Source organism: Lacticaseibacillus casei DSM 20011 = JCM 1134 = ATCC 393 (genome assembly GCF_000829055.1).
GTDB classification, from domain to species: domain Bacteria; phylum Bacillota; class Bacilli; order Lactobacillales; family Lactobacillaceae; genus Lacticaseibacillus; species Lacticaseibacillus casei.
Genome location: NZ_AP012544.1, coordinates 680454 through 696877 on the forward strand (window position 1 = coordinate 680454; position 16424 = coordinate 696877).

Consider the following 16424-nt stretch of genomic DNA (forward strand, 5'->3'; position numbering starts at 1 on the left):
ACAATTCGCCGATATGACGGGCGGCTGCTGAAGGAGGGCTGAATATGGCAGATGAAACGGCTGATACCGTTGGAGTTACCGCTGATGATATGCAATCCTATCTTAATCTGGACAGTGATGGCGATGCATCGATTCTAGAAGGCTTGATTAGTACGGCGGAAAGCGCAGTGATGAATGCCATCGATGACACGATTGCGGTTGAAGTTTATCGAACGTACCCTCTGTTCAATCAGGCGGTTCGGGTTCTGGTAGACTTCATGTACTACAGTCGTGGCACGTTGTCTGACCAAAGTAAGGCCTATCCACCCAGCTATGCTTACATGATCAACAGTATTCGTTGGAAGATTCAGCGTGATCAAGCAGCAAAGGCTGGTGGGAATGATGGCTAAATTTAAAGTAGCCGATTTCAGCCGCAAGGTTGATCTCGGCTCTCCACAATCACACAAGACTGGTGCCGGCATTAATATCACTAGCTTTGTTCCGAATTATAGTCTGCATTTCAAGCAGCAGACGCGGACACTCACCCAGCAGTACACTCTTGTGGGCACACGTTTGGACAATTCAATCACTATTATAGTCCGTCACGACACTAGAAATGCTAGTCAGAAACAGGCACGCCTTGATGGTATTGTGTATGACATTTCAGACATTAGCCCGGACGACAGTAACGATGCTATTCGTTATGACTATCTGACCCTAGTCAAAACAACTAAGGGGGCATAACCGTGGACATGGATGAAGCACTTGGCCAATGGCTTAAGCAAGTATCAAAGGCCGCACAGCTTTCTGTATCCGACCAAGAGAAGATTACCAAGGCTGGTGCTGATGTTTACGCCAAGGAGCTAGCAGAGACCACCAAAGAAAAACACCCAAATACTAAGGGAGACGGCGGTAAGTATGGACATTTGAGCGAGGACATCAGTAGTGCTGCGGGAGATATTGACGGTGACCATAATGGAAGTTCAACGGTTGGGTTCCACAATAAAGCCCACATTGCTCGCTTCTTAAATGACGGGACAAAGAACATCCGTGCTGACCATTTTGTTGATAATGCCCGTGACGATGCCAAAGATGCTGTATTTGCCGCTGAAGCCGAGAAATATCAGGCAATGATTGCCAAAGCGAATGGCGGTGACAGCAAGTGAGTGCAGTAGATGATGCAGTAACAGTGCTGAATCAGGCACATATTGCTGGTATTGACGCTATTTATGGTAATAACTTGCCAAAATCAGAGCTAGACAATGTGAACAAAACAGTTGTTCTTGTCACTGATTCCGCCGATGATCCAGCATCTTTTGGTAATAATGACTTTTGGTCACTAAATCAAGAAGTTGAATTGCAGATTTGGTACGCGCAATTGCTCGATTCTGATACCGAGGCCATTGAGATAGCCATGATGAAGGCTTTTACTCATCAGCATTGGCAGGTAGCCGCGGTTAGACAACGAACATTTGACCCAGACACACAGCAACTTTTTAACACATTTTATTTCAGTAGAACAAAGAATATTTAGGAGGCATTCAAATGGCAACAGTAGGTTTATATGGGATTGCTTTTGGGTTAGTTGACAATAACCAGAAGATTATTGCAGATGCAACTAACGGATTAGGGACAGACGGAGTTTATCAGGTTGGACGTGCAGATCTTGGCGGTAAAACTGCTAACATCACTGGCTTATCAGCCGCACCTGTCAAAATTTATGGATTCAATCAAGTACAAGACGTGACAATGCCAACGAGCGAGCCTTCGGTGGCCATTGACATTAATAATTTGAACTTCCAAATTAAGCAAAAGATTAAGGGGTTTGTATCAGATGGCAAGGGCGGATATGTTGACGAAAACCTGAAAGCACATGTGGCTTTGCTTATCACGGCGCAAACGATTGATCGACAGCATTTTGTTTATTACGGTTTTGGCGATGGTATTTTGACCGAAACCGCAGCTAACATCCAGACTGATAACAATGCTGAACAGCGTACTGATGACACTTTAACTTACACTGCTCTTTCCACGATTGCCTTCAATAGCCAACCGTACAAGATTTACAGTGATCTTGATCCTAAGTTCGACAAAGCCAACATGTACAAAGAGGTATTCGGTGGCTACGTATTGCCGGCAAGTTCAACAGGATCTGGTACCACTGCAACTCCAGCTAAATAATGCTGACAGACGCAATCTGACACAGTTTCATAGCAACAACTGATGAATGGCTCACGAACGTGCACTATTTTTTATGCTCAAAAGTCGCTTTCTGGTGAACTTGGTGGTGTCCGATTCACCACAGCGACCTTATCAAATACAAAGGATGGTATTACCAATGAAAATCAAAGTTAGTCAACTTAGCAATCGTGTACATGAAGTTAAGACAACCAATCGCAACATGGAAAAGATGTACGACTTACAGTTACTGATGGCCAAGGCAGACGATGTTGCCGATATGGAACCAGTAGAAATTATTAAGATGCAGCGCGATATGTTGCATGACTCAATCGACTTCTTGACCACCGTTTTAAACCTGAACAAGCAAGAAACGGACAAGCTTGGGGATCTAGAATTTGCCGACACTATTCAGGCGGTTAATTACACTTTTGAACGCATGATGGGCATGAGTGATGAGGATATTGACTTAGCTGCCAAGAAGCAGGATGCCAGCAAAAGCAAAGATTAACCCAGCCGTCAAAGTTTATGAACTTGAAAATCAGCTACAAGACTTTAGATTGATGAAAAAGCAAGCAGTCATGTATTTCCACTGGTCAATGCAGGATTTTGATGATGCCGACTATTTTGAAATGCTGGAAATGATGTCCGCCAAGGATAAGAAAGACCGGCCAATTGATCCGGCAATTATGTGGAAGCAATACCAAGAGAAAGGGTGATTAAAGTGGCACAACAAATTAACGCAACAATGAGTACCAAGATTGCCCTTGATCTATTGTCGGCAAGCGAATCCGTCAAATCATTAACAGCGGTTGTTCGTTCGAGCCAAAATGCTTGGAAAGCTCAAGAAGCGGAGATGAAATCTGCTGGTGATGCAGTTGGCGCTGCTCAGGCTAAATATGACGGCTTGGGTAAGTCTATTGAAGCACAGCAGTCTAAGATTGACGCTCTCAAAGCTAAGCAAAGCGAACTCAAGGGCAACACTGCCGATGTTGCTCAACAGTTCTTGAAGTATCAACAGCAAATTGATGGTGCCACTAAGCAACTGGCCAGTATGCAAGCTCAGCAAGACCGCGCTAAGCAAGCAATGGACTATCAAAAGTCCGGTTTGGCTGGCCTACAGCAAGAGTACACAGCTGCTGCACGCGCCAATCAAGCCTATGTGACTCGCCTAGAGGCTGAAGGCAATCAGCAAGAAGCCAATAAGGCAAAGATGGAGGGTTATAAGTCCTCCATTGTCAACCTTAACGAACAATTGGCCAAGCAATCTGCTGAGTTGGATAAGATTGCGGCGGCTAGTGGCAAGGATTCAGACGCTTGGCGAACGCAGAAGACACGTGTTGACGAGACAGCAACCAGTTTAGCCAAAGCTAAGTCATCAATGACCGGCTTGCAAGCTGAAATGGACAAGGCTAATCCGTCTATTTTTGATCGAATCAAGAGCCACATTGCAGGCACGAAGAGTGAAGCTGACAAGACAAAATTAAGTTTCAAGAAAATGGTTAGCGCTACTGCAATTGGACAAACAATAAGTAATGGTTGGTCAGAATTTAGTGGCACTATTAAATCGACCATAACGCAAGGCATTCAATTAGCTGAAGCTGGAGAACAAGCAACACGAGTATGGAAAACTTTAGGCGTCAGCGGCAAGGGTGCAGAACAACTAGTTGGTCAAATGCGTGACTTGAAGTCTGAGACTAACTTGTCAGCAGATCAAGTATCTGTTTTGCAAAAGCGCTTTTATGGCATGACAGGTAATGTTGACAAAACTAAGGCTTTGACACTAGGCGTAGCCACACTTGCAGACAAGCTAAGGCTTTCTGGTGACGGTGCAAGTACATTTGCTAAGTCCTTGCAGCGTGCATTTAACAATGGGAAGCTTACTACTGGTGTTCTAACACGTATGGAAAATGCTGCGCCTGGTCTTGGAAGTGCATTGGCTAAGGCCGGTGGCGTATCTGAAACGGCCTTTAACTCCATGGTAGCAAGCGGTCAAATCAGCAGTAAGAAACTGCAGGATTTGATCGTAAAAATCAGCAAGGACAGCAAGTCTACTTTTAATGACTTTGGTAATACTGCCGAGGGTGCTACGCAAAGATTAAAGGGCGCTTGGCAGGGAGTTGAAGCAACACTTGCTAAACCTTTGGTATCAGTTCAAAGCACTGGTATTAACAGCATTGTTAATGTTTTAAAGTCGTCCGCAGTGACTTCCTTGTTTACTTCATTGGGGAAAGCCATGGCCGGTGTAGCGCAACAAGCTAGCAACTTATTGAATTATGTGGCTCAACATCAAAAAGATATTGGCGGCATTATCACCAGCTTAGGTACCATTGTGAAGATTTTTGCCAGTGCTGTGTGGCATACAATTTCTGGAGTCATATCTGGGATTGCTAAGAGTATGGGGCTTGTTAGTGATAATGCAAAAAAAGCAAGTGACCCACTAAAATCAATGAACTCGTTTTTGAGAAACATAGCTAAAAACAAAAGCGGGATTGAATTTGTTGCTAAGGCACTTTTGGGAGTCTATGCTGCTGTAAAGCTAATGACGACGGCTCAAAAAGCACTCAACTTCGTGATGGCTGCCAATCCGTACATTCTGCTGGCTGGTGCAATCATTGCCGTGGGTGCAGCGCTTATTGCTTTATACCAGCACAACAAAAAGTTTAAAGCATTTGTCGATGGCATCGTCAAGTCTGTTCAAAACATGTGGAAGGGCATGCAGAAATGGATTGGCCAGATTGTCAAGGGCTGGAACAACTTTTGGTCATCGGTCGGTAAGGGCTGGAATAGATTTTGGAACGGCATTAGCAAATCCACTGATGCTGCGCAAAAAAAGCAGCAGAAACAGCAAGAAGCAGCTGATAAGCAGGCGCAGAAAGAATGGAATGGATTTTGGAACGATGTTGGTAAAGGCTGGACTAGCTTTTGGAATGATGTAAACAAGAGGAATTCTAGCGCACAAAAGCAGCAGCAGAAGCAACAGGATGCTGCTAATAAGCAGGCGCAAAAAGATTGGAATGGATTTTGGAACGATGTTGGCAAGGGCTGGAATGGATTTTGGAATGATGTAAACAAGAAAAATTCTAGTGCACAACAGCAACAGCAAAAACAGCAAGATGCAGCTAATAAGCAGATAAAGAAAGATTGGGATAGTTTTTGGAGTAATGCAAGCAATGGCTGGAACAACTTTTGGTCAGATACTTTAAAAAATGCCAAAAACGGTATGAATGATACAAAATCACGGATTGATAGTGGCAATGACAGTATCCACAAAGGCTGGGATAGCTTCTGGTCGAGCACTTCGGAAAACTGGAACGGATTTTGGGGAAATGTTGGTAAAAATGCTCAAAGTGGAATGTCAACAGTCCGCGGTTGGATTAGTGACGGCAACAGCAAAATAGATTCCGGATGGCGTTCCATGTGGTCAGGGATCAAGTCTTACTTCGGCAGCATATGGGATGGCATTAAAAATGATGCAGAGAATGGCATGAATGCTGTTATCAACGTTATTAACGGTGCTATCGGCGGCATCAACTGGGTTTGGGAAAAGTTCACTGGCAAAGACGCCCTGAGAAAACTATCTCATGTTCACTTTGCCAATGGTGGTATTGTCACCCAAAAGATGCACCTTGTCATGGTCAACGATGGTGCTGGACCTGATTGGAAAGAACTTTATCAGCTACCAAATGGGCAACTCGGTATGAGTCAACAGCGTAATGCCACAGGACTATTGCCAGAAGGCACTCGTGTCTTCAATGGGAAAGAAACCAAAGCCATCATGAAGATGGCTGGCGTTGAACACTATGACTTAGGTGGTGTAATTGGCGGTGTTGGCAAATTCTTTTCTGGTGCTTGGGACAAGTTGGAGGCCGTTGGTGATTGGCTTGCTAACCCAGTTGGGAAAGTAACCGATTTAATCAAGTCAAGTATTAGCGGCATTTCAGGCGGTGTTGAAATGTTTAGCAACTTAGCCAGTGGTGTTATTAACAAATTGACAGGCAGTGTTGTTGATTGGTTTAAAAAAGAACTAGCAAAGTTGCAAGACACACTAGGCGCTAACCCCGGTGGATCAGGCGTGCAACGTTGGCGCCCATACGTTATTCAAGCTTTAAAGGCCAATGGTTTTGATGCTAGTGATTATCAAGTTGCTGCATGGATGCGAGTTATCCAGCGTGAATCCAATGGTAATCCTAAGGCAATAAACTTGTGGGATAGCAACGCTAAAGCCGGCATACCTTCAATGGGGCTTGTACAAACCATTGGGCCAACGTTCAATGCGTATAAGTTCCCCGGCCACAACGATGTCTATAACGGCTATGACGATCTACTTGCTGGTATTCACTACATGAAGGCCATCTACGGCTCTGGAAGTTCTGCTTTTGCTCGTGTCAGTGGCCCTGAAGGTTACGCCAATGGTGGCTTGATCACACAGCCAATCCATGCGCTTGTTGGCGAAGATGGTCCAGAAACAATTCTACCGTTAACTAAAACAAGCCGTGCTTGGCAACTATTGGGACAGGCTGTTACCAACATCAATCACGGCTTGGGTAATGGTGCGGTTGCTGAAAGTGAAAGCAGCGGTACAGATGATTTAGGAAAGAAGTTGGACAATATTGCCGATCTTCTCACGAAACTCAGCTTCGTTCTGCAAGTTGGGGACGACCAGTTTTATCCAAAAGTTGCGCCAAAAGTTAAGCAGTACAACGACAGAAAAGACAGGTTCAATGCTTATTGGAAAGGAGGAACCGTTTAATTGAAACAAGCAGGCATGACCATCACATACGCCGGAGTAGATATTACCCAATGGATGTATGTACAGATGGTCAAACGTGATGTAGGAACTAATCACATCAACACAATGCAAAAGGTCGGCATCAGCGATGGTCAGATGTTGAAATACATGTCACGGGACGTCAAGACAATTGTGGTAACTGGGATCGTTATGAATGACAATTTGGTGCCACTAAGACGTTCTTTTGCCGCTGCTATTGATGCGGACGAACCCCAGCAGCTAATCTTTGGGGATGAGCCAGATAAATATTATCTTGCCATCGTAGACAGTCAGCCTACCTTCACCGAAGGCTTTCGATCAGGAACAATCTCAATCAGCTTCATCTGTCCAGATGGTGGCATTGCGCACTCGGTAGCCACGAAGACGTTTGACAATATGCCATACAATGACTTGCCAGTAAACATGCTGGTCGACTCTGGTTTTGAATCAGGAAAAACCCCAGCAAACCATGTTTGGGGTGACGGTAAAGACACAAATGATAGAATGTTACAAGTAATCGGACAAGCTCCTTCATTCCCAACGCCATTTGGAAATTATATGCTTGAAATTGCAAACTGGAGTACTGATTCATCAACTATTCCAGATCAGTACGTCCAAATTCCTTTATCCGAACCAGTTTACATTAAGAAAGGCGAAACATGGACTTATAGCTACTACTACGCAACTGCTGGATCAGCAGTTGGGCAAGCGTCTGACTATTTGCTGACAACCGAACCAGATCCACTTACTGAATTGTCAATGGGGCATGACGCACGGGATGCTTCAGGAGGTCAGACAACGTGGCATCGTTTTGTAAAAACGTGGACGGCGGACAGAGACGTAACTGTAACCACTTTGCGCTTTGGCTTTACTAAAACATCGGCAAGCGCAGGATGGGTATGTATTGACAATGTAAAGCTAGCACAAGAACCCACCGTTTCTCCGTGGTCACCTAACCCAGCGGATCCTGAATACTATACCAACACCATCACGGTTCACAATGGCGGTACTTATCCTGTCGAGCCAGTTATTACGGCAACTATGCATGCTGATAACGGCTTTCTAGGATTTGCCAATAGTCAGGGTGGCGTTCTTCAATTTGGCAACCCCGAAGAAATTGATGGCTATACCAGCGAAGAAAGTGAAGTGGCCTTGAATTTGGCAGCCGTTCAAGGATCGCACATGGATAATCAAGCAGCTTCCAATAATCTTTACTGGGGAGACAATCCAGCTACGCCGAATGAACAGATTGGCAATGCGATTTGGACAGAGGACAGGTTCGATGGCTGGAAGGTTGAGCCTAATTGGCCCAGTATTACTGGCGCCCACAAGTATTGGAATGGTCCTTCAATCAAACACAACCTTGCTCAGACACATAACGGTAACTTTAAGAGCAATCTGACTTGGGATGTCATGGCACGTTTTCAAACTAATGCCTATGAGGTTGGTACACTCGAAACAACCTTAGAAAGTGACGGCAAGCCAATCTTTCAGATGATGCTGAAAGACAATAGTTCACTGTCTGACCAAATATGGTGGATATGTTACTACAAAAATCAGCTAGTCGTCTATGAACAGTTGGATCGCAATATCTTCACTAACGACAAATTCATTCAGCTGGAATTGCAGAAATTTGGTAATTCGGTTGTTTTCAGAGTGTCACCATGGGTTGGCAATCGAGGACGAGAGACGACTATTACCCGTCAATTCACTTTTGCGGACGCTGCTAGTGTCGAGACTAAGCAATTTTCAGCATGGTTTATGCGAGACAAGACATGGGGCGAGTCGACTATGTATCTAATTGCATCTATCGTTAAATGGCAGAACGTCAGTTGGTATACAGATATTAAGAATCGCTTCAGCAATGGCGATGTAATTACGGTCGATGTGGCTAATACCAAAACTTATTTCAATGGCAGTGAAGATCGCACTTTGCATACATTAGGCAACCTGGATGTAAGCTGATTCCTGAGACAACTTTTAAGAGAGGGTATAATGAATAAATCGTCTCTCAAAAGGAAGGAATTTTTACATGACAAGTCGTTACGACAAAGAATTCAAACAAAACATTATCAACCTATATAAGCAAGGCGAATCAGCTGCCCAAATGGCCAGAGAATATGGCATTGGCTATTCAACAGTTCATAAGTGGATCCAGGGCCAGGCCAAAACTCAATCCGGTAAATCGCCAGACGAAATCAAAGCGATGGAAAAGCGACTGGCTTCGCTGTCTGAGGAGAACGAAATCCTAAAAAAAGCCCTAGGCTTTCTTGCGCAGAAGTAACCAATATCTTTGATTACATTCACCAAGAAAGCCATCACCACCAGGTAACCAAGATGTGCCGAATCCTCGGTGTTTCCAGAGCTCAGTATTATCGTTATCGATCCCCCAAACCTTCAAAACGCCGGGCCGAAGATGCGGGCTTGAAACAACGGATTCTGCGGATCTTTGCGGAATTTAAGCAGCGATACGGTGTTATGAAGATCCACCATGAATTGAATCTGGAACTTCAACCACTGCAGCTTCGGTGCAGTCCACGACGGATTTCCCGGCTCATGAAGGAACTGGATATCCACTCCGTTACCGTCAATAAGTGGAAAGCGGCTTCGGCTTCCAAAACCAAGGTTGAACAGCGTCCCAACTTGCTTAAGCAGGATTTCTCGACCACTGGTTTAAATCAAAAATGGACCGCTGATATGACCTATATTCAAACGAAGCGTAATGGCTGGTGTTACTTATCAACCATCATGGACCTGCACTCACGACGGATTATCGGCTATTCGTTCTCAAAAAAGATGGATACTGATTTAGTCTTAAAGACCCTTGAAAGCGCGGTTAAAAATCGAACCATTACTGGGGACCTGATTATCCATACGGATTTAGGATCACAGTATACCAGCGATGATTACAATCAACGTTTAACTGAGCTACATATCCGCCACTCATACAGCCGTAAGGGTTGTCCGTATGATAATGCGCCAATGGAATCCTTTCACGCTTCCCTCAAAAAGGAATGTGTTTATCCAGTGCCGGTCTTTGAAGATTATGAAACTGCCGCTGCCGTCCTTTTTGAATATGTGCATGCTTTCTACAATAGGAAGAGAATTCATAGTTCACTGGGCTACCAGACCCCCTTACAAGTTGAAATTGCAACACTTACGAGCCAAATGGCCGCCTGACTTAATGCTTTCCAGGGTTCAAATAAGTTATTAATCGCAATTAATGATTTATTTGAGCTGTGGAAGGTAAACGCGGTTCTGAATGTCTCTTAAAATCTGTCTCAAATATTGACTTCAATCCAACCAGTGGGACAAGTTTCTTTTGCCACCCGGAGATACCATCATTCAGCTCATGCCATCAAGCTGGGCACAACCATTTGCGTGTGAAGTTGATTTGAAGGAGGCGTGGTTATAAGTGGAATACTATTTCTCAGACCGAAAATTCAACATCATGGGTGTTGCACGTACAACTGGAAAAGGCGAATGGCTGGTTAGCGCTGATAGTGAAGTAAAAGCAACTGATGATAGGCCTTCCATTGCCTTGACCTTGACGATTCCATTTAAAACTGAGCAAGAGCAGGCCATTGATGAAATGGCGGCTGAAAACAATTTTGTCTTATATCAAGATGAAGAAGGCAATGGGCATCAAATGGTCATTGCCAGTGTTACTCACGATACATTAGCGCATATTCATACAGTCGTTTGTACGGATGCAGGCAATGATCTGATGAATGAAGTGGTGGGCGCCTATGCCGCTGACAAAGCCTATACTATCGCTGATTACATCCTCAGGTTTACAAATGATTCTGGCTGGGAGATCGGTATTAATGAATTTCCTACAGACGTCAGAACACTTACATGGACAGATGAAGACACTGCACTTAGCCGCATTAAATCAGTCGCAAAAGATTTTGATGCAGTGCTTAGCTTTGGCTTTGTTTTTGTAGGTACGACTGCCGTAAAACGTGTTATCAATATCAGACATGAGGAAACTTCCGACAGCTTGATTTCCTTTGAGATGAACAAAGACATCAACAATATCGTAAAGACAGTTGATATATACGACATGGAAACCTCGGTGAAGGCCTATGGTGCTACACCTGATGGTTCAAACGATCCAATTAATTTGATTGGGTATAGTTGGACTGATCCAACCGGACAATTTGTACTTGACCAGTACGGATTCTTGCACGATGCCATTGCTGTGCAGAAATATTCACGTTTGTTAAGCAACAACAACCCTAACCCAACACAATCTGATTGGAATCGGGTCAAAACATTTGATTCGACTACTCAGGCCACGTTATTACAAGCAGCCCTAGCAGACCTGAAAAAGTATAACCATCCAAATGTCAACTATGAAGTTGATTTGGCAAATGCGCCCTATGTGCCATTGAATCAAACGGTACACATTGTTGACGAGAACCAGAATCTATTTCTTTCTGCGAAAGTGTTGTCGGTTGAACGCAGCCGCGCTGGTCATTATACCAAGCTCACTTTAGGAGATTACGCAAATGAGCAGCCTAATTTGTATTCAGCGCTTAAGGATATGGCAGTTAAGATTGAAAATATCCCTAAAACCGTTCAATACTATCCTTGGCTTCGTTATGCCGATGATGATCAAGGAACAAATATGAGTGCCTTCCCAACTGGTAAGAAGTATATGGCAATCGTTTGGTCGAACAAGTCGTCAGTCCCGAGTGACAATCCGGCCGATTATGCTGGCAAGTGGGCACTGATTAAGGGAGCGGATGGTGCTAACGGTAAACCGGGGCCTAAAGGTGCCGACGGTACCAGCAGCTATCTTCATACTGCGTATGCTAATAGCATCGATGGTAAAACTGATTTTTCAGTAACAGACGCTAGCGGCAGATCTTACTTCGGGCAGTACGTTGACGAAAATCAAGCTGACAGTACCGACCCGACACGCTACTTGTGGGCATTATTTAAAGGCGCCGATGGGCGCGATGGTAAAGACGGTAGTGACAATGTTCCAGTTGTGACGGTTGGCCCGAGTTATCCTGATAAGCCAAAGGCCGGCGACCAGCACTGGCTAACTGATGAGGACGGCAATGTTTCCGCTTTTGCTATTTTTGATACCACAAACGGGTGGGACACAAAGCCAATTGCCGCGGCAGCGTTAAATGCCGAAACTTTTAATGGTATGACTTTCAATGGGGTAACTTTTAACGGTTCTACTTTTATCTCGTCTTTTAAGGGTTTCAAGCCTGCCGGATTTGCCAATACAGTCAGTGGGAAAACCGTCATTGGCGATGGAACCATTGTTACAGATGCCAAGATGGACGGTAACGACAAGGCAGCGTATCACAATGAGACTAACCAATTGGGCTTCATTTCGCAATATATATATGATGGTCAAGTATTCAGTTCGTTCAGCGCTCAGGGCGGCAGCATGGTGTTGTCTTCCACGTATGCCCCGCATGGAACGAACGTTAAGCTGACATCGGCTTTCAACGCTTCGGATGCTGTCTACTATCAACACATTGACAGCGGACTTGAAACCAATGATGTTAAAAACATGAGACTTGGATATTCGAGGCAAGGCCCTAACGTTACCATTGGGATTGCTTTTGAAATGAAAACTGGCAATGGATGGGTCAGAATTGCCGACATTCGATCGGGGTACAAACCATTTAACAATGACGATGCAGCAAGGCTACTTGGGAGCATGTCATATACAGGGGCGGCCTGTCAATTGTATGCTTCGGCAGGGGGATTTTACATCATTCCATGGCGTGGGCAAGGCTCCTATTATGGAAGCGTAAACTTTGTCACTCGAGACGATTATCCGATTGATGATGCGGTGGTGATATAAGATGAAAATTAAGATTTGGCTGAATAAACAAAACAGACTGACAAACTGGGCCTATCAAGCGGAAGATGCCAAGGTAGGCCCAACAGAGGACGGTCAACAAATCATAGAAGCAGATGACGTGTCTCAGTTTTTTGAGGGTCACGCATCTCTTGTAGACGGCAAAATCGTTGCCGATGAGGGTTACGATCCGGCTAATGATCATCCATTGCCACAACCGTCCCCCTCTGACTTAGCAAATGCTGAAACTATGAAGACGATTGCTAGTCTAACTGTGTCAAACGCAGCTTTGATAAAGCAGGTGGCAACGTTAACCAAGGAGGCAAAGTTGTGAGCGCATATACACCATTGATTATCAGCTACTATCAGCAAGGGATCTACAACAAGGATGACTTATCGTTGTTCGTGAGTGTTGGTTGGATTAGCCAAGCGGAAGTGGATGAGCTTGTTAAGTAAGTCGCCAGCAAAAGCTAGCGGCTATTTTTGTGGAAGGAAGTGATGACAATGTTAAATAAAATTAGAGATCACCCGATGCATACAGTACTCGCCATTGGCATAGTTGCCATTGGCTTGTTTCTAATCATCAATGACCATTATTTCATCTGGCCCCCACATTACACTGACTGGTTAAACGATGACATTGTGGGGTTTTTGTTTGTTATTGATGGGCTCGGGATTTGGGGTTGGGTTCTATGGGAAACACAGTTGGCAGTAATCAATCGTCTGTTGCTTACGACTACCAGCTTTTTAATGTCATTCTTGACAATACTGCAATTGCTGACCTCGATCTCAACTGGAATCTACACAAGTTGGATCAGCAATGCGATCATAACAGCCTTCGTGCTGATTCTGGCGCGAAGGAGTGACAGCCGTGACAGCAGCGATAACCAAAGCAATTGTTGATTTTGCCCCATATCTTGCCGGTATAGCATCGGCCGTTATTGCCTTCATGACCTACCGCGAGGGTAAACGAAAAAACAGGCATGATGAGCTTGAGGATATGAATGACAGATTACGCGCAGACAATGACCGTTTGAGACGTGAGAATGAGCGTCTCAGGAAGGAAAACAAATCATGAATAATTGGACAGAACTTTTAGTATCACTCGCAGTAGCAGCAATCCCAATCATTGGGGCTTGGATCTCAAAACAATTGCTGGCTAACAAACAGGCACTCACCTTGGTAAAGGTACTAGGCCCATTGGCAAACGCTGCGGTAACAGCAGCAGAACAGCTCGGTGTGACACAGGCGATTGACGGTGCGGTTAAGAAATCGACTGCCATTCAAGCGGTTAAAGATGGTTTGAAGTCGCTTGGCTTCACCAGCACAGACGAGCAGACGATTGCCAACGCGGTTGAGAAAGCTTATGCGGATTTGAAAGACAGCCTAGCAGAAACCTATCCGAAAAGAGAAGGCATTCAAGTAACGAATTTGCAATATTATCCCCATGTTGCTTATGCCAACAGCGCTGACGGCACAGTAGACTTCTCTACAAATGATCCCCTTGGAAAATCATATATGGGTGCATACTTCAGCTATGACCAAGAAGATAGCAATGATCCAAGCAAATACCAGTGGACAAAGCTGGTTGGCCCTAGCTATGGAGAATCGGCTACTCAGGCAGCACCATCATCTGTTGCTCCACAACAATAAGGAGGGCACCATGAAATTTAAAACTAAACTAATCACTTTGGTAGTCGCCTTCTTGGCGGCTATTTCTTTTGCCCTGCCATCGCAGGTGAATGCGGCCAAGGGAGATCAGGGTGTCGACTGGAGCCGATACCAATATGCTAACGGTGTGTTCGGCTATTCCAGCGACAAGTTCGGAATTTCTCAGATTGGTGGTTACGGCAGTAATGGCTTGTATAACCAGAGCACATACAATACGCAAGTTGCTTCACTGATTGCCGCGGGTAAGCGAGCACACACCTACATTTGGTGGCAGAATATCAACGATACGAACTTGGCCAAGCAAGTGCTTGACTACTTCTTGCCGAAGGTTCAGACACCAAAAGGCTCGATCGTTGCGCTCGACTATGAAAGTGGTTCAGGCAACACTGCTATACTGCTGTGGGCACTTGATTATATCCGTAGCGCTGGATATACGCCAATGCTGTACGGGTATAAGAACTTTCTGGTAAATCACGTCAACCTATCTCAGATTGCCTCCCGCTACCAGTTGTGGCTCGCTGAGTATCCAGACAACAATGTCACCACCTCACCGAATTACAACTACTTCCCGAGCTTCGAGAACGTTGGAATTTTTCAATTCACCTCGACTTATCGCGCTGGTGGACTAGACGGGAACGTCGACCTGACAGGCATTACTGACTCGGGTTACAACGGTAGCACGACAACTGACAGCGGCAAGACCTACGTCAAGCCATCAACCGATACACCGGCAACCAACGCAGGCCAGCAAGCTAATAACACCACGCTTAGCCAGATCAAAGTTGGCGATAGTGTTAAGGTAAACTTCGGCACAACCCGTTGGGCGAACGGTGTCGCAATGCCTAGCTGGGTTCAGGGCAAGACGTACACCGTGCAGCAAGTATCTGGATCTAACGTATTGCTTGGTGGCATCATGAGCTGGATCAATCGTAGCAATGTTGAGTTGCTGACAACGACCAGTGTGCCGTCAGTAAGCTCTGGCTCTACCTACACGGTTCAGTTTGGTGACAGCTGGTGGTCGATTGCTTACAAGTATGGCATGAGCATGTATACTTTGGCCTCTACCAACGGCAAGTCAATCTACAGTGTGATTCACCCAGGCGATGTATTGCGTGTCTCTGGTGGCTACTCAGTGTCCGTATCAAGTCACACGTACTACACAGTCCGCTCTGGTGACAGCTTCTGGAGCATTGCCAGCAAGTACGGAATCAGCATGTACACACTGGCAGCCAACAACGGCAAGTCAATCTACAGCCTGATCTACCCGGGCGAAAGTCTATACATCAGGTAACAAAAATGCCTCCTACCAGCAATGGCGGGAGGCTTATTTTTGTGCCCATATTTCTGAACTCTTAAAACGTATTTCTACCAATTATATAGAGATGTGTTGTTGGTCGCTGTCGTTTGAAGCATCGAACCACATCGAACCACTTTTTGTCATAAACGCAATCATATCAGCACGTATACATTCAGTGATACCCCGATCACCGGTATCTTTGCCCCTATAGTGGGGCTTTTTTTGTACCTTGAAATAGGTGAGGGGTCTAAAGAAAAAATGATCGGCTATCTGGTAATTTCTGTGCCAAATGCCGATCATCTTTCATTCATGAACCGTTTTCGAATTTACTGTTCGGTGTTTGATTTTTGTCATTTGCCGCCAGCTTTTTCTGGTGAATAGGCTCATGGTGTGGTCTGAGTGGTACTTTTCGGTGCGCATAAGGAACTTTGGGCTTTATTTTCCGATTTATTGGGTCTGAGACAGGCTTACTGTCCATTTGCCATGAATTTAAGAATGACGATCCCTAAACCGATGATGATGAGCAGTATCGCGATCAGATTAACGCCGCGGTTGACACTTCGATAGTGGGTGAAGAATCCATAATCAATGCGCGTGTTTACGGCTGCGATCAACATGCCTAAGACAAATAGCGCACCACCGATAACAATAACGATATCCATTTTGATTTCCTCCATTTCTGCGTGGAAATTGAC

General features: G+C 45.0%; 18 protein-coding genes and 1 pseudogene. 18 read left to right on the forward strand and 1 reads right to left on the reverse strand.

Annotation, left to right across the window (positions count from 1 at the left end; all coding sequences use genetic code 11):
* The first annotated feature begins 44 nt into the window (after positions 1 to 44).
* The 18 genes and pseudogenes from LBCZ_RS03495 to LBCZ_RS03575 all read left to right on the forward strand — a co-directional run bounded on the left by LBCZ_RS03495 (position 45) and on the right by LBCZ_RS03575 (position 15723).
* Positions 45 to 389, forward strand: coding sequence for a head-tail connector protein (locus tag LBCZ_RS03495; protein ID WP_015975048.1), 345 nt, complete (start codon positions 45 to 47; stop codon positions 387 to 389).
* The gene (locus LBCZ_RS03500) at positions 379 to 723 is read left to right on the forward strand and encodes a phage head closure protein (protein WP_015975049.1); all 345 of its coding nucleotides are present in this window, start codon (positions 379 to 381) and stop codon (positions 721 to 723) included. The genes LBCZ_RS03495 and LBCZ_RS03500 overlap by 11 nt, the downstream gene beginning before the upstream one ends.
* 2 nt (positions 724 to 725) lie before the next feature.
* A complete protein-coding gene (locus LBCZ_RS03505) occupies positions 726 to 1145 on the forward strand; it encodes an HK97-gp10 family putative phage morphogenesis protein (protein WP_015975050.1) in 420 nt (139 codons plus the stop codon).
* Positions 1142 to 1513, forward strand: coding sequence for a DUF806 family protein (locus LBCZ_RS03510; protein ID WP_025014015.1), 372 nt, complete (start codon positions 1142 to 1144; stop codon positions 1511 to 1513). The genes LBCZ_RS03505 and LBCZ_RS03510 overlap by 4 nt, the downstream gene beginning before the upstream one ends.
* Before the next feature lie 11 nt (positions 1514 to 1524).
* Positions 1525 to 2160 (forward strand): phage tail protein, encoded by a 636-nt coding sequence (locus tag LBCZ_RS03515; RefSeq protein WP_039639473.1) that lies wholly within the window; start codon positions 1525 to 1527, stop codon positions 2158 to 2160.
* Positions 2161 to 2317: 157 nt separating this feature from the next.
* Positions 2318 to 2668: a phage tail tube assembly chaperone gene (locus tag LBCZ_RS03520; RefSeq protein WP_039639471.1), complete on the forward strand. Its 351-nt coding sequence runs from the start codon at positions 2318 to 2320 to the stop codon at positions 2666 to 2668.
* On the forward strand, positions 2646 to 2876 hold the full coding sequence (locus LBCZ_RS03525) for a hypothetical protein (protein WP_025014019.1): 231 nt from the start codon (positions 2646 to 2648) through the stop codon (positions 2874 to 2876). Before LBCZ_RS03520 ends, LBCZ_RS03525 begins: the two co-directional genes overlap by 23 nt.
* Before the next feature lie 29 nt (positions 2877 to 2905).
* Complete coding sequence (locus tag LBCZ_RS03530; RefSeq protein WP_164476283.1) at positions 2906 to 6910, forward strand: tape measure protein; 4005 nt, start codon at positions 2906 to 2908, stop codon at positions 6908 to 6910.
* Entirely contained in the window at positions 6911 to 8893 is a 1983-nt protein-coding gene (locus LBCZ_RS03535; protein WP_039639467.1) for a distal tail protein Dit, read from the forward strand.
* Between the two features lie 67 nt (positions 8894 to 8960).
* Positions 8961 to 9212, forward strand: a complete 252-nt coding sequence (locus LBCZ_RS03540) for an IS3 family transposase (RefSeq protein ID WP_015975056.1) — start codon at positions 8961 to 8963, stop codon at positions 9210 to 9212.
* A 17-nt stretch (positions 9213 to 9229) separates the two neighbouring features.
* Positions 9230 to 10108, forward strand: a complete 879-nt coding sequence (locus tag LBCZ_RS03545) for an IS3 family transposase (protein WP_019875241.1) — start codon at positions 9230 to 9232, stop codon at positions 10106 to 10108.
* Between the two features lie 235 nt (positions 10109 to 10343).
* Complete coding sequence (locus LBCZ_RS03550) at positions 10344 to 12764, forward strand: phage tail protein (RefSeq protein ID WP_041084712.1); 2421 nt, start codon at positions 10344 to 10346, stop codon at positions 12762 to 12764.
* Between the two features lies 1 nt (position 12765).
* Positions 12766 to 13095, forward strand: a complete 330-nt coding sequence (locus LBCZ_RS03555) for a hypothetical protein (protein WP_039638757.1) — start codon at positions 12766 to 12768, stop codon at positions 13093 to 13095.
* Positions 13092 to 13217 (forward strand): XkdX family protein, encoded by a 126-nt coding sequence (locus LBCZ_RS14665; RefSeq protein ID WP_003564877.1) that lies wholly within the window; start codon positions 13092 to 13094, stop codon positions 13215 to 13217. Before LBCZ_RS03555 ends, LBCZ_RS14665 begins: the two co-directional genes overlap by 4 nt.
* Positions 13218 to 13265: 48 nt before the next feature.
* Complete coding sequence (locus tag LBCZ_RS03560) at positions 13266 to 13664, forward strand: hypothetical protein (protein ID WP_025014054.1); 399 nt, start codon at positions 13266 to 13268, stop codon at positions 13662 to 13664.
* Positions 13633 to 13839: a hypothetical protein gene (locus LBCZ_RS03565; protein ID WP_016369922.1), complete on the forward strand. Its 207-nt coding sequence runs from the start codon at positions 13633 to 13635 to the stop codon at positions 13837 to 13839. Before LBCZ_RS03560 ends, LBCZ_RS03565 begins: the two co-directional genes overlap by 32 nt.
* Positions 13836 to 14171, forward strand: a pseudogene (locus tag LBCZ_RS16315) (phage holin); the annotation flags it as partial. The gene LBCZ_RS03565 and the pseudogene LBCZ_RS16315, both read left to right, overlap by 4 nt.
* A gap of 253 nt (positions 14172 to 14424) precedes the next feature.
* Positions 14425 to 15723 (forward strand): LysM peptidoglycan-binding domain-containing protein, encoded by a 1299-nt coding sequence (locus LBCZ_RS03575; protein WP_025014034.1) that lies wholly within the window; start codon positions 14425 to 14427, stop codon positions 15721 to 15723.
* A gap of 473 nt (positions 15724 to 16196) precedes the next feature.
* On the opposite strand, the gene LBCZ_RS03585 is transcribed toward LBCZ_RS03575, so the two are convergent.
* A complete protein-coding gene (locus LBCZ_RS03585; RefSeq protein WP_025013782.1) occupies positions 16197 to 16391 on the reverse strand; it encodes a hypothetical protein in 195 nt (64 codons plus the stop codon).
* Positions 16392 to 16424: the final 33 nt, after the last annotated feature.

What these genes read in the sequence shown, in the direction of transcription:
- LBCZ_RS03540 (WP_015975056.1), top strand. Translation starts at nt 8,961, where the DNA reads ATGACAAGTCGTTACGACAAAGAATTCAAACAAAACATTATCAACCTA.
- LBCZ_RS03560 (WP_025014054.1), top strand. Translation starts at nt 13,266, where the DNA reads ATGTTAAATAAAATTAGAGATCACCCGATGCATACAGTACTCGCCATT.
- LBCZ_RS03530 (WP_164476283.1), top strand. Translation starts at nt 2,906, where the DNA reads ATGAGTACCAAGATTGCCCTTGATCTATTGTCGGCAAGCGAATCCGTC.
- LBCZ_RS03500 (WP_015975049.1), top strand. Translation starts at nt 379, where the DNA reads ATGATGGCTAAATTTAAAGTAGCCGATTTCAGCCGCAAGGTTGATCTC.
- LBCZ_RS03575 (WP_025014034.1), top strand. Translation starts at nt 14,425, where the DNA reads ATGAAATTTAAAACTAAACTAATCACTTTGGTAGTCGCCTTCTTGGCG.
- LBCZ_RS03515 (WP_039639473.1), top strand. Translation starts at nt 1,525, where the DNA reads ATGGCAACAGTAGGTTTATATGGGATTGCTTTTGGGTTAGTTGACAAT.
- LBCZ_RS03585 (WP_025013782.1), bottom strand. Translation starts at nt 16,391, where the DNA reads ATGGATATCGTTATTGTTATCGGTGGTGCGCTATTTGTCTTAGGCATG.
- LBCZ_RS03525 (WP_025014019.1), top strand. Translation starts at nt 2,646, where the DNA reads ATGCCAGCAAAAGCAAAGATTAACCCAGCCGTCAAAGTTTATGAACTT.
- LBCZ_RS03555 (WP_039638757.1), top strand. Translation starts at nt 12,766, where the DNA reads ATGAAAATTAAGATTTGGCTGAATAAACAAAACAGACTGACAAACTGG.
- LBCZ_RS03495 (WP_015975048.1), top strand. Translation starts at nt 45, where the DNA reads ATGGCAGATGAAACGGCTGATACCGTTGGAGTTACCGCTGATGATATG.
- LBCZ_RS03520 (WP_039639471.1), top strand. Translation starts at nt 2,318, where the DNA reads ATGAAAATCAAAGTTAGTCAACTTAGCAATCGTGTACATGAAGTTAAG.